18 protein-coding genes are annotated in these 26,400 nt (G+C 32.2%); 3 read left to right on the forward strand and 15 right to left on the reverse strand.

The genetic code is table 11. The features are described from left to right. Positions 1 to 397: 397 nt before the first annotated feature. Together ABD859_RS15010 and ABD859_RS15015 are read right to left on the reverse strand one after the other, a co-directional pair. Positions 398 to 541 (reverse strand): hypothetical protein, encoded by a 144-nt coding sequence (locus ABD859_RS15010; RefSeq protein WP_345145398.1) that lies wholly within the window; start codon positions 539 to 541, stop codon positions 398 to 400. Between the two features lie 26 nt (positions 542 to 567). Next, a complete protein-coding gene (locus ABD859_RS15015; RefSeq protein WP_345145399.1) occupies positions 568 to 1,014 on the reverse strand; it encodes a hypothetical protein in 447 nt (148 codons plus the stop codon). 394 nt (positions 1,015 to 1,408) lie between these two features. Between ABD859_RS15015 and ABD859_RS15020 the strand changes: the two genes are divergently transcribed. Further along, positions 1,409 to 1,651, forward strand: a complete 243-nt coding sequence (locus ABD859_RS15020) for a hypothetical protein (RefSeq protein ID WP_345145400.1) — start codon at positions 1,409 to 1,411, stop codon at positions 1,649 to 1,651. Between the two features lie 8 nt (positions 1,652 to 1,659). Next, positions 1,660 to 2,067, forward strand: coding sequence for a hypothetical protein (locus ABD859_RS15025; RefSeq protein ID WP_345145401.1), 408 nt, complete (start codon positions 1,660 to 1,662; stop codon positions 2,065 to 2,067). 175 nt (positions 2,068 to 2,242) lie between these two features. On the opposite strand, the gene ABD859_RS15030 is transcribed toward ABD859_RS15025, so the two are convergent. From ABD859_RS15030 to ABD859_RS15090, 13 genes are all read right to left on the reverse strand, one after another. After that, a complete protein-coding gene (locus tag ABD859_RS15030; protein ID WP_345145402.1) occupies positions 2,243 to 2,722 on the reverse strand; it encodes a hypothetical protein in 480 nt (159 codons plus the stop codon). An 825-nt stretch (positions 2,723 to 3,547) separates the two neighbouring features. Further along, positions 3,548 to 4,036, reverse strand: a complete 489-nt coding sequence (locus tag ABD859_RS15035; RefSeq protein ID WP_345145403.1) for a hypothetical protein — start codon at positions 4,034 to 4,036, stop codon at positions 3,548 to 3,550. Positions 4,037 to 4,439: 403 nt separating this feature from the next. Continuing rightward, entirely contained in the window at positions 4,440 to 5,084 is a 645-nt protein-coding gene (locus tag ABD859_RS15040) for a hypothetical protein (RefSeq protein WP_345145404.1), read from the reverse strand. Beyond that, on the reverse strand, positions 5,081 to 9,931 hold the full coding sequence (locus ABD859_RS15045; protein ID WP_345145405.1) for a DUF6443 domain-containing protein: 4,851 nt from the start codon (positions 9,929 to 9,931) through the stop codon (positions 5,081 to 5,083). The genes ABD859_RS15040 and ABD859_RS15045 overlap by 4 nt, the downstream gene beginning before the upstream one ends. A gap of 84 nt (positions 9,932 to 10,015) precedes the next feature. Further along, positions 10,016 to 13,246 (reverse strand): RHS repeat domain-containing protein, encoded by a 3,231-nt coding sequence (locus ABD859_RS15050; RefSeq protein WP_345145406.1) that lies wholly within the window; start codon positions 13,244 to 13,246, stop codon positions 10,016 to 10,018. A gap of 963 nt (positions 13,247 to 14,209) precedes the next feature. Further along, positions 14,210 to 14,752 (reverse strand): protein kinase family protein, encoded by a 543-nt coding sequence (locus ABD859_RS15055; protein ID WP_345145407.1) that lies wholly within the window; start codon positions 14,750 to 14,752, stop codon positions 14,210 to 14,212. 18 nt (positions 14,753 to 14,770) lie between these two features. Next, a complete protein-coding gene (locus ABD859_RS15060) occupies positions 14,771 to 14,902 on the reverse strand; it encodes a hypothetical protein (RefSeq protein WP_345145408.1) in 132 nt (43 codons plus the stop codon). Between the two features lie 123 nt (positions 14,903 to 15,025). Beyond that, positions 15,026 to 15,421: a hypothetical protein gene (locus ABD859_RS15065; RefSeq protein ID WP_345145409.1), complete on the reverse strand. Its 396-nt coding sequence runs from the start codon at positions 15,419 to 15,421 to the stop codon at positions 15,026 to 15,028. A gap of 133 nt (positions 15,422 to 15,554) precedes the next feature. Continuing rightward, entirely contained in the window at positions 15,555 to 16,445 is an 891-nt protein-coding gene (locus ABD859_RS15070) for a hypothetical protein (protein WP_345145410.1), read from the reverse strand. 6 nt (positions 16,446 to 16,451) lie between these two features. Continuing rightward, positions 16,452 to 17,405, reverse strand: a complete 954-nt coding sequence (locus tag ABD859_RS15075) for a hypothetical protein (RefSeq protein ID WP_345145411.1) — start codon at positions 17,403 to 17,405, stop codon at positions 16,452 to 16,454. Continuing rightward, entirely contained in the window at positions 17,402 to 18,418 is a 1,017-nt protein-coding gene (locus ABD859_RS15080) for a hypothetical protein (protein ID WP_345145412.1), read from the reverse strand. The genes ABD859_RS15075 and ABD859_RS15080 overlap by 4 nt, the downstream gene beginning before the upstream one ends. Next, complete coding sequence (locus ABD859_RS15085) at positions 18,415 to 19,557, reverse strand: hypothetical protein (RefSeq protein ID WP_345145413.1); 1,143 nt, start codon at positions 19,555 to 19,557, stop codon at positions 18,415 to 18,417. Before ABD859_RS15085 ends, ABD859_RS15080 begins: the two co-directional genes overlap by 4 nt. A gap of 365 nt (positions 19,558 to 19,922) precedes the next feature. Then, on the reverse strand, positions 19,923 to 20,171 hold the full coding sequence (locus ABD859_RS15090; protein WP_345145414.1) for a hypothetical protein: 249 nt from the start codon (positions 20,169 to 20,171) through the stop codon (positions 19,923 to 19,925). 1,172 nt (positions 20,172 to 21,343) lie between these two features. Here ABD859_RS15090 and ABD859_RS15095 point away from each other — a divergent pair. Beyond that, positions 21,344 to 26,185, forward strand: coding sequence for a RecQ family ATP-dependent DNA helicase (locus tag ABD859_RS15095; protein ID WP_345145555.1), 4,842 nt, complete (start codon positions 21,344 to 21,346; stop codon positions 26,183 to 26,185). Positions 26,186 to 26,400 lie beyond the last annotated feature (215 nt).

A 26,400-nucleotide genomic window follows, 5' to 3' on the forward strand; every position in this document is an offset into this window, starting at 1 on the left:
TCGAACCCTACTTTAAAAACGGTTATCGTATTAGTTACCTTCTCTATTTTGAGCTCTTTTTTAAAATCTGGGTTAACTGATTTAAAAATTGTTTTATTAAGGTTACAATCTAAATTCAGTCGATTCTCATTCTATAATTATTATTATCCTTTAAGTATTGTTTTAATTCCGGATGCAATCTTGTAACCTTTTCATCAATGTATTTTTGTATAAATGGCGCGATTTAATACTGGCAGTCCTCGGGCGGATCCTCTCCTAAGTTTAAATAGTACTCAATATCTCCTGAACAAAGAAGTGCTGATTCAATCATAGTTATTAATACCAGAAATAAGCTCACAATGTATGATACCCTGACATTAATATTATTTAAATAAATTTCAAGATCTTTATCCTCCGATCAAACGGTATTGTCCTGTGTAAAATTGATTCCGTTATTATGCATGTAATTATTAAGCTTATCCGTTAGGGCCTCCCAATAATCTTCCAAATTGTACTTGGCCAGAATATTTTCAACGTTTTCGTCCTTTCTTAAAAACTGCATATAATTTGAAAAGCTTAATATCAATTTTATTTGTTTTGGTATATTTCTATTGTGCTGGTTATCCACCCTTCAACGGCAGTTTCATCATCACTCATATTCGAATTCATTTCTAGAGATTCAAAACTTTTTACAAAATTCTCAATTGTATCCATTTTAAAATTCTCCAATGATTTTTCAGAGAATGGTTTTCTTCGATTAATAAAAGCAAGAATATAAACGTATAAAAGAAGATCATCCCTGAATCTTCTTACTAGGCTATTGACATCAGCAAAACCTCCATTAGCACAGCACGTTTTAATATTCTCCAATGTTGTATAGGAGTTTTCCAGAATATGAGAATGAAAGGTAAGTACCTTTTTTTGTTTTGTGATAAAACTAATAATTCTGGCACTAAACATTTTCAAATCAATAAATCGGTCAAGAAAGTCCATATTCTCCTGGTATTTTTGACTAAAATTTGAAAATGCTTCCATATCTTTTACAGCAGGTCCTTTATAAAATTTTCTAATTTTTTAGATTTAATTGGTGATTAAAATGTCAAAAAAATAAATTAAGCAGGTATTGCCTAATATTTATCTGCTAAAATTACTCTTGTAGTACGAAATAATTCTGCGTAGTTCTATTTTGTGACTGATAAAATTTTTTATTTAAAAAGTTGGTGAAAAATTCCCACTTACAAATACCACTTCAAATATCAAAAAACAGTAGTCGTTTTATTGGAAGTTAAGTTTTTTTGAACTCACGAAGCCATAATCCTTTCTATAAATACTGTACACAATATTGGCTTTGCAGTGTCTTTATTACAATTAAATTGTATTTTTATCTTTTAAAGTAATAGAAATCGTTAATTTAATTAATCCTGAACAGATGGGAAAATATCAAGACGAAATAAACAATTTACTTCTTAATACTGCTGTTAACAAGAAACAGGTGTTTGATTTCAGTTTTGCAGCACATGTAGAGGAATTTCAGAAGACTTTCGCTTTTTACCGGCAGACATTAGACCAGTCTGTAAAGTGGGGAATTCAAAACATCTACATTTTCTTTATTAATGATACCACTGCAAATGCCAAAGCAGGAGTATCTAATGGGTTTGGTGTGATAGCATAAATTCGGGGTTGATTATTTCACTGATAATTAATTTAAATAATCGAAATGAAATTGATGAAATTATTAAAATTAAATATCCAGCCATCTACAATAATTTAGATAATCCCTCTAATGTGCTGCTCTATCAGGTAGCTCAACATTTTACTTTTTATCACGAACTTGCACATCTAATCCAGAAATCTGATTTGTTATATAATTTTTTATATGAACGTCCGCAACAGCAAGAGCATTTTTCCATTGTTAATTATAAGCTCGAACTGGATGCAGATGAACTGGCAACAGCTACACATATTCATCAGTACATTTTCAAAATATTCGGAGAAAACATCGATAATCAAAAAGTTGAAAGCATAACAGAACTCTTTTGCTTCGGAATTTTACTGTACATGCTATCATTTGACGCTATAAAAAATTAAATGTATTATGAAGAAAGCTTGCATCCCCATCCCTCAATAAGACTCTTAAATGCTGTTCTCATAATTGTAGATTATTCCTATTCAATTTTATTGCCTCTTTTATTTTTGCCAATCTCTCTCGCATAGCCATTTCGCGTACTTCGCTAATTCTTGTACAAGTTGTATCTATAAAGTATTAGGAAGTAGACAAACGCATATTATATCCTAATTTGACACCTATATCACTAGACCATTTACCTTTTGAATAATATTTAAAATTATCGTCCGCACTTGTGATATTTGTGCCCACTTCAATCAAATCACGCTTCCAGTCTTTATCTGCAAAAGTCATGTTTGCGCTGAATTTATGCTTCTCTTTGTACTGCGAACAAGCAAAGGCAGAACCATTATTTACAGCGTCCTTATTGCCTGTCACTACGGTATTAAATATAACTTTTGATTGTTTGGCAAATGCTCCTTCACTGGCTGTGACACTTGTAGTAATCTTTTTGTCTTTTTTATCTGGCTTACAATATTCAGCAAGTTTGACTATTATTCTATTGTAAATGCCGTCATAAACATCAATAGTTGTTATTTCGCTCGGCGCTTTTTGGGAATTTTGGACAGAAAGTGTCTTGCTTAACAAAATCAAAAAATAAAATAATTTTCTTCTCATATTTTACATGTAAGCAATTAATAATCTGCGAATTATCAAAAATAATTATTAATTAAAGCCATTTTTAACCTGTACACAACCTACGTATTAGTGACCAAATATAATTTTTTGTTTTTACAAATTAACAAGTATATACACCTATTTTTAAACAATAGCACATCGCATAAAATAGTCATAAAGTTTGTTTGAAACATTTATAACAGCAATATTTTTTTAATAAATACTGATGACATTCTTTTTAGTGCGACTGTATTAAAATAAGTAAATCCAATGAATACCGATTGGCTCATTGGATTTAAGTACTATTTTATTCGAAGATAATATTAGGAAGCATTACTTCTGAGTATTTATCAATTTTACCGCTGTCATATAGAAAAATATTCCCCAGCTTGGTGTAAGGAAGGATTCCTGTCTGCCTGTATTTTATGATTGTATTATTGGAGACCCCAAATATCTTTTTCAGATCCTCATTTCTGTAATATTCAGGCCTCAAAGTCTTTCCCTTGCTTATTTTCGAATATGTTTTGCGGCGGAATCGTTGAGCATAGTTTTTTGTGAAATCAAAAATCAACAAAAAAAATGTCTACACAAATTTAGTTTTGAGTAAATGTAGCATCCTCTTCAAACTGAACATGCCCCAAAAAGTTAGACACTATTTGGGGCATGTTCATTATGGAATGGCTTTACTTTACTTTATCTTATTTAAAGTTATTGAGCATTTTTTATTTTTTTTCTTACAATGATAATAAGATAACCTGATTTGTTGAGTAATATATTTTTTAATTTTGTACTCTGCATTATCCCAAACAAAAATAGAGTGATACATTACCTCTTTTTGGGTCTTCCTATAAAAACAGAACCACCATCTATTTCAAATGTATACTTCCTGTCTTTATCTAATTGTGTATATCTATATTTTTTTCTTTTCTCTTTGTCGTCTAAATTATATAAATAAACAATAATTATTCTTTGATTTAAAATATTTTTATTGACCTCAATAAAATAATTATAATTCTTAGTGTTACCATTCCTAAATTCAGAATAATCAAAATAAAATTTCAAATCTGAAATATTGTTTGATAATATTTTACTGTGCAAAAACTTATCTAACAGTAATCTTCCCTGTTCAAAATTAATCATAGATATTTTAGTTTTCTGATTATTTTCAGAAAATTCTATTCTAAAATTAGAAATTGTAGTCGGAACTTTATCATCAATTAAAATTATTAGGTTTGAAATAGTATCTTTTACTTGTGCATCAAGTTTAGTTACATAAGAAAATACGATTGCGATATAAATAATTTTTTTTAGCATAGTTTTCTATTTACCTCCTATTACATTTTTAATTGCACTTGTAGTTAATTGGAAACTTGGTTTTAAACTGCCCGATGTATAAAAGGCTGCACCAGTATCTCGATAATCAGAAACTCTACCATTAGTTAAATAGTTCAGGAGATACAAGTACTTATAGTAAGTATTATCCGCAGTAATTTAAGCCGTTTAAACAAAAACATTAATTCTAGATTTTAATTAGAACTTATAAAAAGAAATAAGCGTCGATCCTGCGGAGCAGGATTAACGCTTATTTGTTATAAATGGAATTTAATATTTCTTTTTTATCAACACATCTGATACATTAACCACTTTTCAAGTGCTATAAAAGCAAAAGCCATTCCGTTATGGAATGGCTTTACTCTTCAAAATAGGTGATTATAATTTACCAAATTATACTCCAATAAATAACAGTATTTTTAGTTTTGTTTATTGCAACTCCTTTTGAGAATCCGTTTTCCCATCCTTTTGGCATTTGTGGATTAGGCTGTAATTCGAATTGTTTAAAATGATTTCCTGATTCCGCATTTATAACATAAATTTTAAAACCTTTATCTTTCCAAAAATCTACATTATTGGCAATCGAAAAATCGATGAAATTTGGAACTGGCAGTAATTTTTTATAACATGGTTTGTCAATCAAAGAAGAATCACTTATTTCTGCCATTTCAAGACTATCTTTTGTTCTTACAGTTTCAAATCTATTTACTATCAAAAGACACAAATCTTTATTATTGTAAACACTCTTGTGATTATGAATAATTTTTCTCTCTAAATCATTTATACTCTTTGAGGATAAATTATATTCAAACAAAAATAATCCAACATCATTTTTTTCGGAATTTGTATTAGCGACTGCAAAGTTGTCAGTCGAATTAAGTGCAGTTGGAAAATGATTAACCAAAGTAGAATCAAACTTGCTCTTAAATGTCAAATATCTTTGATTTGTTACATTATTAAAAGTTTTTCTATCATTGCAACTGTTTAAAGCAACAACTAACGCTACTAATACTATATTAATTTTTATCATTTCTTCATAGATTGAATTACACCTTGAGCAAGCTGAATAAAAGTATCTAAAATTTTTAATCCAGTACCATAATCTGTGTGTTTATTTCCATAATATTCTGCCGTTTTTGAGTTGTCCTGTCCTACTGGTTTTGTCAAAGTGTATGTCGTACTTCTTGAAGAACTCCATGAACTTTGTCCACTTGTTTCTGCTAAGACTTTCTTCTCATTCATTTGTTCAGGCTTAGCATAGGTAACTTTAGAATCTCCGATTTGTTTCATGTCTGTAATTGTTGAACTTATTTTTTCTTCGCCCATAGCACCTCCACTAACAAACTCTCTTTCTTTAATATTTACTTTCTCTGCTTTTTCATAACCTTGTTTTTCCATAAATATCTCTGGATTCTCAACAACACTAGCTCCTAACTCCCTAATATTATTAGCTTTTTCATTATTATTACCAAACATATTATCAGCTCCAAGTCTATCATATTTTTTTGCGTCTCCAGCACCAATTTTATCTGCCGTTGTTTGAGTAAGCTTTGATTGACCTTCAACATGAACTACAGCACCAGTTTCTCTATTAACGAACCAATCAGGAGGACTAGCCATCATACCATCTGGGTCTATAAAATATACTGGATTATTAAGAGCATAAGTGTATGGATTAAATCTACGACTTTTCTCTGCTAGCGGGTCAATATTCATCCAACGCCCAAGTGCAGGGTCATAATTCCTTGCTCCATAGTCATACATGTTAAGTCCAAGCTCATCTTGCAATTCTTTCGAATTGTATTTATACTTTTGCGCCAGACTATTCCCTTTCGATATATTGTTAACATAATTATATCCTTTATGCTTTAATCCAAATGGATAGTAATTATTTTCTTCTTGAATAACCAAATCCTTATCATAGCTTAAACGCACGTTACCTAAATGATCTTTGTATTGGTAAATATAATCAAAAGCTCCCGAATTATAAGAAACATATCCTTCTGGTTGAGATAAAAATTGCAGTTGATTTTCTTTATAAATAAATTCGTCTGCATAATCTGTTGTGATGCTGTTTGCAATCTTTTGCTGTTTTATTCCATTTGCATCATAATAATATTTGATAATTTGACCTTGTATAGTTACTTCATCTGGCAAATTCAAATAATTATAACTAACAGCAGTTATCCCTTTATTAGTATCCGTTTTCATATTTCCATTGGCATCGTAAGTATAATCTACAGAGGTATCATCTCCCACTCCTGTATAATCATCTTTAAACCCATAGGTTTTGTTTCCTAAATCAGATACAATTTGGAGCTTATTACCTTTATCATAAAAATAAGTAAGATTATCCATCAAACCAAAATGAGAAGAAATATTAATATTTGGAACGGTGCTTTCACCAACTAATTCTCCATTTCTTACTAGACGCATAATATTTCCATTTTTATCATAAGTAAGACTTTCATTAAATTTACTGAGATTGTCATCAGCATTTTTGAGTCTGTTCAGCTTGTCGTAAGTATAAGTATAGTTTTTTAGGCTAGAATCAATATTTGCTGTTTTCCAGAAAGTTTGGCTTATATTTCCATTAAATAACTTTTTATTGGTATCGGCAATATCATTATAATTAATCTGAAAGGCAAACAAATCATTTCCTATAGCATTGACATCATTAATATTTTTAAGCCAACCTCTAATATTATATTTATAATCTACAACCTGTAATCGATTTTGAGAAGCTTTATTTCCAACACCTTTACTTATCAACTGTCCTAATTCATCATATGTGTTGGCAGCGATAATCTCTGGATCAGTTGCTCCGTTTATAGATTGTGTTTGCTTTGTAAGTCTGCCAGCATGATCGTATTCAAATTTATCTACTATAGTTGTTGTAAGATTATTTCTAGTATGTGCTGAAACGGTCTGTTTAATTTTACCGGAAAAGTCAAACTCACTATTTACAATTGCTGTTGTATTTAGGTAATCGTTTTTAGTATAAGTGTAGAAAGGCTTACTTTTAACATCAAAATAATTCCAGTTTGTAATCCAGCTATTAGTATTTAGAATACGAATTTTACTCCCTGTTGATAGTCCTTTTGCATCTGTAATAGCTCCTAAAGGAGAAACATTTGTTGGTATGGTATCAAAGTTATATTTGTCATAGTAATTTATGGTAAATAAATTAATACTGGTATCATTAACATTAGGAAAAGCATTATTACTATAATAAACAGTAGTGCCATTTATGCTATTGGCAGTTTGTTTTTGTTCAAAAAGAACATTGTTTTCATCAGCAAAAGATTGCATCAAAGCACGAGTTGTTTTTATTGTATTTTTGTATTCACCTGTATATACGATTCTATCAAAAAGATCATACTTAGTAAATAGCCATTTGTTTTCAGCTCTTAGATTGGCATCCTGCGTTAAAATTGGCTGGTCTTGTTTGTTATAGATGATATACTCCCAACCTTTTCCTGGTAATTTCTTTTCAACTAATCTGTTTCTTTGATCATATCGATATTGATAACATAAATTATCTAAAACGCTTTGATTGTCATTGTCTATAACTGCAGAAAAAATACTACCAGCTTTAGCGTGAAATCCTTCTTTTAATGTAATCGAATTAGATGCTTTCAGATTTAACTGTTGGCCGTTTTCCAAAACTACAGATGATTCCAAATTAGCATCGATATTATTACTATTTAAAAGATCAACTGCTTTGGGAGGAATTACAAAACTTAGATTTCCAAAATCATCATATACATAATACGTATCATGTCTTTCATTTGTGTTTCCATCTTCTACAGCCCCATAAGTTCTTTTTAAAACAACCTGGCCTTCTTTCGTCTTGAATTCTACAGTAGCCCCCTCGTGTTCGGTATATTTGCCAGTAGTATTATTTACTTTGGTGTTTTCATCAAAGACAATATTTTTATATAGCATGTTTAAAGCGTAATGTCCAGAATTTTTTAATTTAGGTAAATAAACGCTGTTTTCAAGAACAAAATCTACCGTAAAAAGCTGTACTTCTTCTAATGTATTCGTTTTATAATCCATCTTAATCTCGTGTCCCTGACCTAACATCCAGTCTTTACCAGGCGCAGCTTGTTTTAGAACACGATTAAGAGGTGATGGTTCTAAATCCTTTTGGGAGTAAGGATTGGCTGTTGCCAAACTAATATCAGCTGGAAAATGATTCGCATAATATGTTTTTGTTGCTAAATCAATATCAGCCGTTCTAAAAGCTCCGCAACTGTTTCCATCAGTATAAGGAAGATATTCTTTAGTTTGCCTGCCATAATCATCATAATCTATATGCGTGATAAGGTCCACATTATTTGTACCTCCACTACGTATCTCTATTTTTTGTTTGGGTCTTGCTATGCCGTCGTAATATGTGATAGATTCCAATTTATTGTTATTAGTTAATGCGTCAACATCTGTACTTTCTACTAAAGGAGTAATAGTATGAACATAAGTCTCATCATTGCTAATACCATCACAATTAAAAGGCTGTAAATTAATAAAGACATCTGCCGAGGCAGGAGAGATGCATCCCCAGTAATTTGTGACAGTAAAATTATGCACAACACCAGCTTTTAATCCACCAACGTATGCAACGGGGCCAGAACCAAAAACATTTCCGGGATTTATTGTCCAACTTCCTGTAAGACCTGTCAATGTAACGCTTCCTGTTGGAGTGCTCAAAGTAGGATGTGTGACGGTACCAACAATTGGTGCAGTAGGTGTAACAGGTTGTGCATTAATATTGAAGGAGGTTAAAGGAGATGAAATATTAAATTCAGATGTTGCCTTTATAGTGTAGCTTCCTTGGGAAACCAAGACCTTTGCTCCTAATACACTTACACCTGTGGATGGAGTTACTGTATAAGTATAAGTAGAATTATAATTGACAATTGTGAATTCTCCTTTGCTATTATTACAATTAGGTTGTGCAATAGCAGACAGCACTGGAGCATCTAAAGTAGATGCCTGTGCGCCAATAACCACATTTGCCGATGGGTTTGAAGTACATCCGGAAGAATTAGTCACAGTAAAGTTGTAGGTGGTCGAAGGATTTAATCCTGTTATTGTCGTTGCCCATCCTGATCCTGAAATATTTCCTGGATTAATCACCCACGAGCTCGGAAGGCCTGTTAAAGTTACACTTCCTGTTGGGGTCGTGACATTAGGCTGCACTACGTTACTTACTATTGGAGCTGGAACTCCAACAAAATATTGTACACTGCTTGATTCATCACTCCATGCTCCATTATTATTACGTCTGGCTCTCAGATAATACTCTGTACCCGATGTTACGGTTATGGTAGCAGACGAATTAGCCGTGCTAGTCCCAGTAGGACTAGTTTGCCAATACCATGTAATATCCTGTCCTCCTACTCTGAGATTTCCTGGTGGATCATTTCTTTGTAAAACCACTTGGTTACACCCCGAACTTACCACAATTGGGGCATCTGGCGTTGCCGGCGTTGGGAGAACTGTAACGTTAAGTTCTGCATAATATTGATATGTTTCTCCTTGTCTCTGGTATAAAACATATACCTTTTCTTGGTTTGGATTACCATCCCAGTATACTTCGGCATCTGGCTGATACGTTTCATTAACATAAGTTAGAACAGTACCATCATCATTAATCATCCAATTGAAGTTATTATATGCGTAAGTTGAGGGAGCATTATTATCCATGGCATCTTTTAGAGAGTAAGATACTATATCTCCATAATGAACAGTAGTTGGACCTTCTAAATACAGCTGACCCGTTATCTGTGCCTGAAGTTTTGACGAATTAAGGAAAATAATCGTCATTAAAACCATAAAAGCAAACGTATTTTTTATCTTATTATGTATCATTTTAAAAGTTTAAATTTTACAATAGCAGTATACAACTATCAACATTAGATGTTAATAGTGATATACCTGATTTTTTATGACGATTTAGTTAGTGTAATGATATTTATTGGCAGAAAGGATTTTTTTATCGTTATCCTTAACCTGCTTCAAACGTCCATAGGTGTCATATTCATAATAAGTAGTGAACTCTTTAGGATCAGTGATACTTGTAATCCCTATTAAAGAATCATAAGTATATGTTGTTACCATAGCATCAGGAAAACCTGCTCTTAGCAATTTTAATTTCGTAATAAGGTTACTTTCTGTTGTTGCATTGATTTCTCCAAAAGACGCAGCAACAGCATTGCCGATAAGTGTCTGTTGCGTAGGAGATATACTGTTAGTCTGGCCGCTTAAAAAACTTGCATTTTCAATTTTAGCGATAATATGCTTTTTATCATCATATCCCCAAATATAGCATATAGATGCTTTTCCCTTTGGGGTTAATTGTTTCGGATTTCCTTTATCATCATAAAGATCATATGTGATTTCAGGATTTGAACCATAATGTGAATCCTTTGTTATTCCATTAAAAACTGAAAACTGTGATGCCGGTAAAGGCGTACTTAATTCAGCAATATAACTTTGGTCAGGAACAAAATTATTGTCGCTTTTTTTATAAGTAAGCATCGTGCTATTAATTACTTTTTGATTTTTTAAAGTTGTTTTTTCCACTAAAGTAGACAGCACATTAGCATTAGACATCTGACTGTAAATTCCTGTGTTGATGTCAAAAGGATAGAGGAATTTTTGCACAATATTCTCACCTCTTGAGGTCAAAGAAGAAGACTCTTTCATAAATGACGGTTTGTTTGTATCGTATTTATTTGTCATAGTCTGAACGATACTAGTCCCATCATCAAAAAATAATTCTTCTGTTGTTGTTTTCAAATTTTCTACACCTATAGTATATTTATTTGTTTTGTAACCAAAGAATGATCCCGTATCATATTGCACGCGTTCCAATTCTTCTTTGGCAATTGCAAAAGAACTAGATTTTACTCGGTCTTGATCTTGGTTTGCTTCAAGTCCATAAAAAGTCTTATACTTGAAAATTGAAGTATCATAAATTTCATCCACGATATACTCTTCATAATCGTAGTTTGTTTTTCTAACTTTTACATACGTATTATTTTCTCCCTTTTTATATTCAATTTTTTGACTTAGATTATTTCCAGACCAAAAATTAGACGGATCGATGGCAAATTTGTTTCTTTTGTAGGTGAAATTACGGGTATCAAAGTTGTAATCATAAATCCTAGGAATATTGTTGTTAGCGTAGTAATTTTCAATTTTACCTATATTGTTTACAGCATCACCTATATATTCAGTCACTTTATCGTAATATACCAATTTATTTAAAAAAGTATAATATCGAGAAGGAAAATAACCACTATAAGTCCTGGTTTTATAGGTTACATTAGCAGATTGATTTCTGAATGACGGTGTACCGTTAGTACCACCAAAAATGATTAAATTGTCGATAACTTTCCAATCTGTAGCTGTTTCCTCCATTTCATTTTTAAAATATCGATCAGGATAAAGATAACTCGGTACTTCTCCTATTCCATCTTCATTTGATCCATAAGTATATTCTTTTTTCTTTATTTCTTTTCCATCTTTATCTTTTTCAATTACTCTCTGTATTCTTAATCCTCCACAGTCTTTTATTGAGTTAATACCATTATAGAATCCCATAATTTTATTACCCTCATATTCAAATACACTACTTCCTCCTGTTGGATAGGTAATTGATTTTAGCATTCCTATTTTCATGTCTTCAGGATTACTAAACCGGCTGCCATCTGAACCGATTTCTTTTTTATAGTATAACGTATTCGATCCTAGTATACAACTTCCTACAGGATTGGTAAATGCAACATTTACAGTATCTTTTGAAATTAAATTTTCAAGTTGTGAATTATAATACCCCCAATAATCACCACTGTTGGTTAATTTTTCTGCATGAGGAACCCTATTCAGGTTATAATAGTCAAATTTATATTTTTCAATTACAAGATCATTTTTGTCTTTAATCACAAAAGAGTCCAAATAACTAGCCTTTTGCAAATTATAAATACTTTCTCTGCCGGGACTGATAATGTCAAAATTTATTTTTTTTAAGGTTTCGACATTATTTTTTATTTCAATATTATTAAGTAAAAATCCATTGAGGTCACGTGGAGTTTTTAAATAATTAAAATTAATAGTTAAATCATTATACGTTATTTTGTCCAAAATACAGGCTTCCTGATTACCATAAGGAGGCATATTATAATTTTTTACAAAATAATTTGCATGTAAGTCCCAACCGATAAGATCGTACAAAACAGAATTAGAGCACATACCCATATCATTTGAAAAATAATTCATTGCCGTAGTTAATTGGTCATGTATAATAAGCGGCGGCAAAGGACTATTTCCGTTTAAAGATGTTTTGGTATATTCAAATCTGATAATATCCTTTTTGTTGGGAGCCGTAATCGAATTTAAAACCCAGCAATTAATAGAATAGTATTCTTGATCAACCTCATAATTTGCTTTATTTGAATCACTTTTTCCAAATTGATATACATACCCTAAATCATCTGTTAGTTCTAAAGCTGTTATGTAAAGACGGCTGCTATATAGTCCTTCTGAAGTGAAACTCACTTTATAAGGCTGATAGGGCATAAAAGCAGCAGTTTTATTGCCATTAATATCTTTCAATATAAATTTTCCCGTTTTACCATTTGGCAAAGAAAAAGTAAATATGTCATATTCAGTATCTTCATATTTTCCATAAACACCAGGCCTGCCTATTGCAGTAAGGTCTTGAGTCTGAAAAATATAATTATTATTCAGATAATTTTCATCATTGGTACCTCCGTATAAAGTCATCCAGTCTGGGCTGTAAGATTCTGAAACGATACCTTGTTTGTGATCATTTCTTTCATCAGGATATCCTCTAACTTCACGGCTAATAAACCCACCAATATTCATCACCCATTTAAGGCCTAATACTCCACTTTCTGTAACATTTGCTTTGAGACCAGAAGCATGAAATTTTAAATTTAAAGGGATTTTAATATCCCCAAAATTTATTTCATAAAGCGGCAAAGAGACATCAACCAAACCGCTTGATAAATTGACAGGATAATCGGCAAATTGTTTTAAAAGGTGTACTTGAGGCGACTTTATTTTTTCCTCTGCCGCATTTTGAGGATTTGGTATTGATGACTGAGAAAAGCCTTCAATTGACAATAGGCCGATAAAAATCAGTAAAAATTTGGTCATAATTTAATAATTAATTTATTTGGTTTATAATTGTATTTATAATGCATGTTTCTTTTTTTTTAACAAAATAATTGAATTAAGATCTTAATAATGAAGGCATAGGACTTCCTTTATGATTACTCTTAGCTGACTTTACATTTAAGAGTTTATTTTCCCGCTGTCCTGCAACATCAGAATCCACTAAAATTCTTAAACCGAAATTAGTTTCATGGACATGTAATTTATTCAAAAGCTCACTTATTCCAACTCTTAAATTGACTGAAATATTTTGTTTTCTTGCAAAATCGTTTTCTCCCTTGGTTGACTATTCAATCCAAGGATTCAAAAGTTAAGTTTTCGATTCTTAGTTCTGAAACTTATATGTTCTCCTCCTCCTGGTCCCTAATCAAAGCTTATTTTTCTGTCGTAACTATTTACAGGAAATACGCCATAAATAATTTGTAAGCAATTTCATGGTGTGACAGACGTTGCATAGGCAAAAGTATAGCCCGCATTAAAAGAATCTGCAGAGCCCGCTGCTGAAATATGAGAGAATGGATTTAAAACCTTGTGCTTTTGTAGATAAAAGATGATCCTATTAGAGTAAGTAATGCTATTTGTGTTCTCATTTTTTAATTGTTTTTTCGAGTTTCTGAAATCTTATTTCTAAATCTGTAAACTTTTTATTTTCTTGCTGTAATCCAGATATTTTTTTATTCCACTCAATTTTCTAATGAAAATTAAATTTTGATATTTATTTATCTATCTATTTTCAATTTTAGATATTCTTTTCTCCAATTCTATTTGATAATCTTTCATCAAAACATTTTCTTTTTTACCGCTTCATTTTCTTTCTTCATTTCAATAATGTACAAGTCAACTCCTCAATTTTCTTAAGAAGCGCCATATTCATTTCAGAAACATTTATTCCATTCTTCTCAAATTCTTTTGCAGACGGAATTTCAGGTAAATGGCTATTTTCTTTTATATATTTTTTTCTACTTCAGGCAAGCTCTTCAATTTATAATCATTTGTAAAGACATAATCTGGAGCTGGAAAATTTAAATCTACCTTTACTTCTCTTGAATGGATTGTGCCATTTACTGTAAGAAGTCCATCTGGTGCTTTTGTGCCAATTGAAACATATCCATTTCTATGAATACATATTCTTTCATAACCATACGTGCCAAAAACTATATTTCCATTCATATCTGGCACAGTAGAATAGCCAGAAAAAGATAATCTACTTACTGGGGAATTTGTTCCAAAGCCAATATTACCTTCTGAATTCATGTTTACTGTTTCTTTTTTGGTTCCTTCAGAAGAAACAACTCCAAACGCTATAGCATTATCTAACAATCTCATATAAGAACCACCTCTAATTGGATTTATTAGGTGCAGTCCTCTCGAAGTTGATACTGAAACATTATTTCCAATTCCTACTCCTGAATAAATTACTTCTGGTTCGCTAGCCCAAAGCATCAAATCAGCTTGACGTGCATCATCACCACCTCCAACAGAATGCAATAGAATTCTAGAGTCATGTTAATAACCAAATACATTTAATTTATACAAAGGCGTACTTGTTCCAGTTCCTACATTACCATTTGAGTGAAAAATATTTTGTAAAAAACCAACTTGAAAAGTTAAGAATAAGAGTAAAATTGTAGTTTTCATTTTTTTTGTTATTTAAATGATGTTATTTCTTTTTTTAATTCTGCATTTTCTTTTTCAAATTTCTTCAGATGCTTATTTTGCTCAATTACGTATAAAGTCAGCTCCTCAATTTTTTGTAGAAGTTTAGCATTCATCTCTCCAAAATTGATTCCGTTTTTTTTCTATGATATGCTTTTCGACCTGCTCATTTCTATTTTGCAGAATACGGATCAAGCCATTGCTATATCCGTAGATGGCTACTTTTAAATCTGTAAAATCTCCTGTTTGAGCTGTATAACCTATTTCAATTATTGCCGTATTACTCCAAGGATTATTTCCAACTGATAATTTAATACAATGATTATCCCCCAGAGAAGTCGCTATTTCATTCCATGGATTCCAATAACCGTGATCCCCATTTCTAGTTCTGAAGGAAATACGGTTTTTTCCGTAATTAGAGCTAATCTGCGTATCGTAACCATTATCAGTAGCTCCGCCATAACTGATTAGCGAGCCGCTCCAAGGCGTACCAGATGTCAAATAAGCAAAGTGTAGCCTCCTTTAAAATTATCAGCACTTTCTGGAGATGAAATGCTAACTGTCGGATTTAAAGTTTGTGCCTCTACAGTCAAAAATAACAGTATGCATGGCAAAATAAATTTCATTTTTCTCATCATTTGTTTTTAAGATTATCTACTTCTTTTTTTAAATTCGCAATAGACTTGTTTTGTTCAATCATATATAAAGTCAGCTCTTCAATTTTCTGCAAAAGCTTGGCATTCATTTCTCCTAAATTGATTCCGTTTTTCAAAACCTCTTCTTCACTCGGAATATTTTCTAAATAACCTTTTTCTGTGATATGCTTTTCGACCTGCTCAAGTGTAGGAAGATTATATTCTTTTTTAAATACAAAATCTGACCAGTTTAGCATATCCACTTTTACTTCTTGGGAATGTATGACACCTTTGACATCAAGTTTGTTCTTTGGATTAAGAACACCAATACCTACATTTCCATTTCCTAAAATTCTTAATTTTTCTGTCTGTCCTGTTAAATAGGATTCTTGAGTAAAAAACTGCATCCCATATGTATTGCTTCCTCCACTTTGAGTAATTGTTTTTATTGATGTACCAAATGTGTCTATGTTTGCGATATTTATTGAGTGTGCAATCATAATTGTTGACTCATTATCAACATTTGAAGAGTTTCTAACCAAAATACTTCCATTATTAACCTCTAACCTGGCTAAGGGATTACCTGTCCCAATTCCTAGATTTCCCAATGAAGAAAAAATAAAAGTATCCTTAATTGCTGATGTAGTCGAAAAAACAATTGATGCAGCATCGTTAGCTGGATTGTATTCAGATCTTATTCGTGCCATCTCTTGATTATTATATTTTGAAAAAATAATATCGCCAGCATCCTCTTGTCTAAAGGAATATGCTTGAAAATTCAAGTCTGTACCATTTTCCAATTTAATTCCCTGCTCAAAGTTTGTTTGCGCAACAAGTAAAGAATTACTTGTTATCAATAAATAAAAATATAATTTGTTTAAAATTCTCATAACATTTTAGTTGGCTTTTGCTTCCAATTTTTCTAGACGCTCTAATAATGTTTTTTTTAGATCATCATTGTTTTTCTTTATCAAGGCATTTTCGTTTAATAGAAAATTAATCTGCTTATCCTTATTGATTAAATACAAAGTTAGCTCTTCAATTTTTTTTAGCAGATTCATGTTCATTTCCGCCATCATTAATCCATTTTTTTCTATTTCATGGGCAGAAGGGATTTCTGGCAAATGGCTATTTTCCTTAATGTACTGCTCCACTTCTTTTAGCGTTTTCAATTTATAATCATTGGCAAAGACGTAGTCAGGAACCATTCCTGCATTAACAGTTACTTTCACTTCTTGAGCATGAATATTTCCTGCTACGGTAAGCTTTGAATCTGGCTTAGTTGCTCCTATCCCAACATTTCCATTTTGCAAAATACGGATCAAGCCATCACTATAGCCGTAACTGGCTACTTTCAAATCAGTAAAATCACCTATTTGAGCAGTATATCCAGTCTGAATTATAGCTGTATTACTCCAAAGACTGTTTCCAATCGATAACTTAACCCCATGATTATTACCCACTGAAAAAGGAGATGTAGATTGATACGCATCTATTGATAAAGTACCTCCAACATTTTGATTTCCTGCAAAATAATTATCTCCAAGAGAAGTTATTATTTCATTCCAAGGATTCCAGTAATTATGATCTCCGTTTCTAGTCCTGAAAGAAATACGATTTCTACCATAGTCAGAACTTATTTGTGTATCATAATTATTGTATTCGAATCCGCCATAACTAATTAACGAGCCTGTCCATGGGGTCCCTGCCGATGAGTATGAAAAAGTATATCCTCCTTTAAAAGCATCAGCCATCCCTGGAGATGAAATACTAAAAGTAGGATTTAAACTTTGAGAATACATATTAAAACTTAGCAATATGTATAACAAAATCAACTGTGTTTTTTTCATTTTTCTTTATTTCTTTTTAGTTCTAACATCATTTTAAGATTTTCAATTTCTTCATTTTGTTTCATGTTATCTTTTTCATTCTGCTTTTTTATCTGTATAATATAAAGCGTTAATTCCTCAATTTTTTTTAACAGATTCATATTCATTTCCGCCATCATTAATCCGTTCTTTTCTATTTCTTTGGCAGAAGGGATTTCAGGCAAATGTTTATTTTCCTTAATATAAACTTCTACTTCATTTAGTGTTTTCAATTTATAATCATCAGCAAAAACATAATCAGGAACTGCTCCTGCATTAACAGTGACTTTTACCTCTCGAGCATGGATATTTCCCGCTACAGTCAGTTTTGAATCTGGTTTTGTAGTTCCTATACCAACATTACCCGTTAGTCCGGTAATCGAAAAATAAGGTTTCAAAACAACGTCTGAAGTATTTTTTGCAGAAATAGTAAATAACCCAGCATGAGAAGCTGCTTCAGGAAAAACCAAATTCAAATTATTATACCCAAAATTATCCATATAAAAACCGCATTTAGTTCCTGATAATTCAGATGTTGTATCATCATTATATATAAGAAGCTTAGCACCCTTAATTCCATATCCCGGCCCTAAATCTAATCTTGAATTAGGATTTAATGTCCCTATACCAACATTTCCACTAATAATTTGATTTCCAACAAAATTATTCACTCCTCTAGTAGCTAATTCATTCCAGCTATTCCAAACGCCAACTCCATTATTTACATCTCCGTTTCTGGTTCTAAAAGAAATACTATTACCTCCATTTACACCATAATCAGCACTAATCTGACAATCATATCTATTATCAAAACCTCCAAAACTTATTAAGGCTCCGTTCCAAGGAGTTCCGGCAGTCGAGTAAGAAAAAGTATATCCTCCTGTAAAAGAATCAGCCGTCCCAGGAGATATAATCTTTTGGGTTGGATTCAAACTTTGACTTTGTACACTAAAACCTATTAAGAGGGCAAATATTGTAAACTTTATTTTTTTCATTTTTTATCTTTTTTTAATGCTTCAATTTCTTTTTTCATTTCAATCATATGCAAAGTCAACTCTTCTATTTTCTGCAAAAGTTTAGCATTCATTTCTCCCAAATTAATTCCATTTTTCAAAACTTCTTGTTCACTTGGAATATTCTCCAAATGCCCTTTTTCTGCAATATGTTTTTCTACCTCTTCAAGTGTTGCGAGATTGTATTCTTTTTTAAATACAAAATCTGACCAGCCTGCCATATCAACCTTTACTTCTTTTGAATGTATAGTTCCTTTTACATCTAATTTATTAGTGGGATTTGCTTGTCCAATTCCAACGTTTCCATTTCCTGTAATTTCCATTGCAATAGATCCAGAGAATAATTGATCTTCCACAACCGAAGAAGGATTACTAGTATAGAACAATATTTTTCCTTGATTTGGCTGGGAGTTACCGGGAAGTAATATTGCTCCTCCTGACATGCTAGGATGTGTTTTAGCAATTTTAAAATTATCATTATTAGAAAAATAAAGATTAGATGATACCAGAACACTTCCATGATTATTAGTACTAAAATTTACATAATTTTTGGTACTAGTTTCTTTATCTGATTGACCAAAAGCGGTATTATAACTATTAACTTGACCTAAAACATCCAATTTTGAGTTTGGACTTAGCGTTCCAATACCAACATTACCATTTGTATTTAAATGAAGCTGATTTAAATTTTCTGTGCCATTAATTTGAAATGTATGCATATCAATATTAGCATTCCATCCTTTACTGATTATTTTACAAAAATTATTTGCATCTAAATCAAAAACCAAATTCGAATTATCTTTTTTCAGATCTAATGTACCAGCTGGAACAGAGGTTCCAATACCGAAATTTCCCGAAGAAATGTATGAATTGCCATTGTCCTTAAAAAATACATTATTGCCAATTAAAGTACCACCGTTAAAATCTTCAGCATAGTTTAATCCTAAAACATTATTTGGAGCATGAACAAATGCCCTTCCTCCAGAACCTCGTTCTAAATATCTAAATGTTACATCAGCAGCACCATTATAATAGAAAATATTATCTCCATTTGGGGAGATAATTTGAGAAACTGCACTAATCGTGATTAATAGAAAACTTACAATGTAAAATTTATTCATAATAACTTATTTATCTTTCGATTTGATATTTTTAATTTCTTGTTTTAAATTTTCAATTGATTTATAATGCTCTATGACATATAAAGTCAATTCTTCAATCTTCTGCAAAAGCTTAGCATTCATATCATCTAGATTGATTCCAGTTCCAAGACTTCTTTTTAACTTGGAATGTTTTCTAAATAACCTTTTTCGGCTATATGCTTTTCAACCTGATCAAGGGTTGGCAGATTATAATCTTTTTTAAATACAAAATCAGACCAGCTATTCATATCTACTTTTGCTCTTTAGAGTGGATTGTGCCGTTTATATCTAGTTCATTTTTAGGGTTATTTGTTCCAATACCAACATTTCCAGCATTATTAATTCTAAATCTTCAAATTATTTGTATAAGCAACAAAATAATTTCCATCAACTCCAACCCTAACATTATATTCATTTAAAGAAGTATCCTTCTTAAAAACAATCACATAAACCACTGTACCTAAGCTAATCACAGCTACAGAAACTGAATTACTCTCAGATCTAACGAATCCAGCAACATCCCCTGCATTGACATCTACTGCAACTGCTGGAGAACTAGTTCCAATACCAATTTTACCATTTACAATCTGCACTTACATTATTACTCGTTCTATTTCCAAAAAGAATACCTCAGTACCAATGTATATTCAAACCAGAAGAATCTATACCCGGATAAGTATCAATTCTGTAAGTAAGTCAGTCCATCACCATTGGCAAGCCTTGGCTATAAGCCAAAGATGATTTTATTACAATAAATAATATAATAAAAATTTGAAACTTTCATATGACTTTAATTAAGTTGATTTTTTCTCTATGGAAATTAAATACCCATACTTATACTGTTCATATACTTCCAATAAGACGCCAAATTGGGAAGGGGCATTCGCTCCTGCGTAATTGTCTCATAGCTTTAATGACATATCGGCAACCCACACTCTAAGCGGGCTCGTAAAATCTTTTTGTTCTCTAGTCCATTTTAAACTATTCGTGCCCAATTCAAATGTCTGGCTATGTATGAAAAGGTGAATAGATAGGAATATTTTTTTTCTATTTTTAAAACATGAATATTACAGTAAACTGACAACTGTTAATGCTTCATTAAATCGCGTAAATTAACAAAAAAATTTTGTGGTTTTTTTGGGATTCGACATTTTTTTTACATACGAAAAACATTCCTTTTATAAATATTTTAACTAAGTGGATATACAAGCATATAATAGAGAATCAGAAAGAATATTATAAATTGAAATCTAGTTTTCATTTGCTACCAAAACATTTTGTAATATTTGCATATTTAAACTGTTTTTAACCTATTCTTGTCAAGAACTTAGTTGAAATTCGAGGTACACTTTTTTCTATTCCGGCTCATAAATAGCATCTGAAGCCTAGTATTTACTAGGGTTTTAATACATTAGCGAGAAACCACTTTCTCCGCAGAAAACGACCCCCCTAGCAGACGCTGGGGATTTCGACGTTTTTAGACCATTCCTTATGTTTTTGGACCCGGCATCAAAAACAATTAAAGAGAATAAAAAATTGCAACTGAGCCAGAGCAAATTTAGTTCAAACCATGTCTCTTTGCTTCACGTCCTGGAAATCCCACAACGAAACTCAATGTAAGCATTTGAAGTAATTTACAGGTTATTACATATAATCTTTAATTTTCACAAATTAAAGATTAAATTAGCATCATATTCTACTCGCAATTAAATATTTGTAAATTTATAGCACGATAGATAAACTAAACCGTAATTTATTGACTTTAATGCTAATTGATGAACAAAATATTACCAGTTTAATTACATTTATTGACACCGAAATAGAGCCAAACAAAGGTAAAATCCTTGATATAGGGGCAATTAAACAAAATGGTGGTCAATTTCATAAAGCATCCTTAGAGGATTTTGTTCACTTCCTAAAAGGCGATGATTATCTGTGCGGACACAATATATTAAATCACGATATAAAATATTTAGGTAAAGCGATTTACGATGTTGGCATAAGCCCTTCAAACATAATTGATACGCTTTATCTATCCCCTTTATTATTTCCGACAAAACCCTACCATGCGTTATTGAAGGATGACAAACTTCAGATAGAAGATACAAACAACCCACTAAACGATTCCATTAAGGCACGGGATTTATTCAATAGTGAAGTTGCTGCTTTTTGGCAAATTGATGAAACGCTTAAAGAAATCTTTTACCTTCTTTTAAATTCTACAAAGGAATTTGGAGCATTTTTTAAATTTATGAATTATAGTAGCACCAATACTGATACAGAAGCTCTGGTTAGATTAAAGTTCCGTAACGAAATTTGTGAAGATACAAATCTAACTGAAATAATAGCTGAACATCCTATTGAATTGGCCTATTGCCTGGCATTGATCAATTCATTTATAACCCATAAAACCGTTCACTCCATAACACCTCCATGGGTTCTTAAAAACTATCCCGAGGTGGAACGAATAATGCGATCGTTACGGAGTAAACCTTGTATAACAGGCTGTGTTTATTGTAATAACGTCCTTGACATTTACAAAGGATTAAAAAGATTCTTTGGTTTCGATTCGTACCGGACATATGGTGGTGAACCGCTCCAGGAAAAAGCCGTTAAGGCAGCAGTGAATAACCAGTCGGTACTGGCTGTTTTCCCAACTGGGGGTGGAAAGTCAATTACCTTCCAGGTTCCGGCACTTATGAGCGCTGAAAATTCAAAAGGATTGACTATTGTAATTTCTCCGCTTCAGTCGTTAATGAAAGACCAAGTTGACAACCTGGAAAAGAATGGCATTACTGAAGCTGTTACCATTAATGGATTATTAGACCCTATTGAAAGAGCCAAATCGTTTGAACGGATTGAAGATGGTTCTGCTTCTATTTTATATATTTCTCCTGAATCACTGCGATCAAGAACTATTGAAAGGCTAATTTTAGGGAGGAAAGTTGCCCGTTTTGTAATTGATGAAGCGCACTGTTTTTCCTCATGGGGACAAGATTTCAGGGTAGACTATCTATACATTGGCGATTTTATAAAATTAATTCAGGAAAAGAAAAACCTTGAGGACGGTATACCGGTGTCTTGCTTTACAGCAACAGCCAAACAAAAGGTAATTGAGGACATACGAGATTATTTTAGAGAAAAATTATCACTTGATCTTCAACTTTTTACTTCAAAAGCGTCAAGAACTAACCTTCAGTACAAAGTCTTTGAAAGGCAAAATGAAGAAGAAAAATATTTGACCGCAAGGGATTTAATTGAAGAGAAAAACTGCCCCTCTATTATTTATGTATCCCGAACCCGAAAAGCTTATTTGCTAGCTGAAAGGTTAACAAATGACGGTTTTAGCGCAAAACCATACCATGGCAAAATGGATAAACAGGAAAAGACCGAAAATCAGGATGCCTTTTTAAATGGTGAAACGCAAATTATGGTAGCAACCTCTGCCTTTGGTATGGGAGTTGACAAGAAAGATGTAGGCTTGGTTATTCATTACGAAATCTCAGATTCACTTGAAAACTATGTTCAGGAAGCAGGGCGCGCAGGCAGGGATGAAAATATTTCAGCTGACTGTTTTGTACTGTTTAATGAAGAAGATCTCAGCAAGCACTTTATCCTGCTGAACCAGACCAAGCTTTCCATAAAAGAAATCCAGCAGGTATGGAAAACGGTGAAGGATATAACAAGATTCCGGTCGAAAGTATCCAATTCAGCATTGGAAATTGCCCGCAAAGCAGGTTGGGATGATAATGTGGTAGAAATAGAAACACGAGTAACTACTGCTATTGCCGCTCTTGAAGATGCCGGATATCTTAAGCGGGGACAGAATATGCCAAGGGTGTTTGCAAACAGTATTTTATCTAAAAATACTCAGGAAGCTATTGATAAGATACACACTTCGAAAAAATTTGAAGAAAAGCAAAAAGAACAAGGTGCACGTATTATAAAGAAATTGTTTTCCTGTAAAAGCAGAAAAGAAAACAGCAATGAAACTGCTGAATCAAGGGTAGATTATATCAGCGATCATTTGGGTATTGTGAAAGAAGAGGTTATTAATGTGATAAATTTGCTACGTCAAGAGAATATTCTGGCAGATGCAAAGGACTTGACAGCATTTATAAAAAAAACAGACAATAAAAACCGCTCACTTGCTATAGTAGAAGCATACAGTAAAATTGAAAACTTTTTGCTGCCGGTTTTTAAAGAAGAAGAAAGTGTCTTTAATCTGAAAGAATTAAATGAGGAAGCTGAAAAAAACGGCTGTGAAAACATAAACACCAGTAGGCTAAAAACGATACTTAACTTTTGGTCTATTAAAAACTGGATTAAAAGAAAAAATGTAGATTATTCCAAAAACTACATTGCCGTGCTATGCCTTCAAAACAAAGAACAATTGAACGATAAGCTTGAAAAACGCCATGAGCTTGCAAAATTTATCGTTGAATTCTTTTATGACAAGACCATCATTGAAAACATAAAAGATCAGGAGGATAAAGACGAGATTTTGGTACAGTTTTCAATACATGAATTAAAGGCAGCTTATGAGAATAGTTTCAGCCTTTTCAAAAAAGAAATAAACATTGATGATATTGAAGATACATTGTTCTATCTTTCACGAATTGAGGCAATAAAGATAGAAGGCGGTTTTCTTGTCGTGTATAATCGCTTAACCATTGAACGAACCGAACAAAATAATAAAAAGCAATACACTAAAGACGATTATCAAAAGCTCAGCCAGTTTTACGAAAGTAAAGTCCAGCAAATTCACATTGTGGGCGAATATGCCCAAAGAATGATTGCCGATTACAGAAATGCACTTCAGTTTGTCGAAGATTATTTCCAGCTTAATTATAGTTCTTTCTTAAACAAGTATTTTAAAGGAAGCAGGCAAAATGAGATTAAGCGGAATATTACCCCTGCAAAATTCAGGCAGCTATTCGGTGAACTATCCCCTACACAATTGAAGATCATTAATGATAACGAAACACAGCATATAGTTGTGGCTGCAGGTCCGGGCAGTGGAAAAACAAAGGTGCTGATCCATAAACTGGCTTCGCTCCTGTTAATGGAAGATGTCAAACATGAACAGTTATTAATGCTGACATTTTCCAGAGCTGCTGCTACCGAATTCAAAAGGCGCTTATTAAAGCTGATAGGAAATGCCGCAAACTTTATAGAGATCAAGACTTTTCATTCCTATTGTTTTGATCTTTTGGGTAAAGTCGGCAGTTTAGAAAAATCGTCAGATATTTTGAACACTACTGTTGAAAAAGTTAAAAGTGGGGATGTCGAAGTTAATAAAATTACCAAGACTGTTTTAGTAATTGACGAAGCCCAGGATATGAATGCAGATGAGTTCGCCCTTATAAATGCTTTGATGGAACAGAATGAAGAAATGAGGGTTATTGCTGTAGGAGACGATGACCAAAATATCTATGAGTTTAGAGGAGCGAGTTCTAAATACCTTGAACAGTTCATTTTCGATAACAAGGCCGTAAAACATGAATTGGTAGAAAATTACCGTAGTAAAAGTAATCTGGTTTCATTTTCGAATCAATTTGTACAGCAAATTCAACATCGCCTAAAAGAAACGCCAATCATTGCCAATCAAATCGATAATGGAAAAATCAAGATTACTAGATATCAAAGCAATAATCTGATTACACCTCTTGTAACTGATGCAGCTAACATAGATCTTTCTGGAACTACGTGTGTACTCACAAAAACAAATGAGGAAGCTGTCAAAGTTGCCGGACTTCTTTTAAAGAATGGTATTAAGGCAAAACTGATACAATCTAATGACGGTTTTAGTTTATATAATCTTACTGAAGTCCGATTTCTACTGGATAAAGTAAATTTAGGGGCTGATATTTATACAATCAATGATGAAGTTTGGGACAATGCTAAACGAGAATTAATGGATAACTTCCGTAACAGCAATAAATTAGAAATTTGCCTGAATATCATCAAGGATTTTGAAACTACTAATCCTTACAGGAAGTACAAATCTGATTTGGAAGTTTTGATCAGGGAATCTAAACTGGAAGATTTCTATAATGAAAATGGCGAAACAATTTTTGTATCCACCATTCATAAAGCCAAGGGAAAAGAGTTTGATAATGTCTTCCTCCTGCTGGAGAACTTTGATCCCGTTACCGAAGAAGCCAAGCGGCAATTATATGTAGCAATAACCAGGGCGAAGCGTAATCTGAATATTCACCTAAACGCAAACTATCTTAATCATATTACTACGAAAAATCTTGAACAAATCGACGATTTTGAAATTTACACTACACCTGATAAAATTGCGGTACATGCAACTTTAAAAGATATCTGGTTAGACTATTCTATTAATAAACAGTATCTAATTTCACAGTTGGTGAGTGGCGATAAACTATTTGCAAAAGGAGATGAATGTTTAAATTCAAATGGACAATCCGTATTGAAATTCTCAAAGAGATTCATTGAGAAAATTGAAGAAATGAAGTCAAAGCACTATGAACTAAAAAGTGCAAATGTGAATTTCATATTATACTGGCTTAAAGAAGGAGCATCGGAGGAAATCAAAATAATTTTACCTGAGCTTTACTTTGAAATTATTGTATAAGTAAACTATAGCGTCAAGGATAAATAGTACACATTATTCCAATACCAAATCTAATTTTAAGTATCAAATTAGAAACGATGACCCCTCAGAAATATTGAATATTCTTTTCAAATCTTCCCATAAAGAATTTTGATATTTGTTACGCCGAGGCCACTAAGAAAAAGTTTCTAATTTCTCTGAAAAAGCAAATTGCAGTTGTTGTTTACATGAAGTCA

Source organism: Flavobacterium ginsengiterrae (assembly GCF_039539785.1).
GTDB classification, from domain to species: domain Bacteria; phylum Bacteroidota; class Bacteroidia; order Flavobacteriales; family Flavobacteriaceae; genus Flavobacterium; species Flavobacterium ginsengiterrae.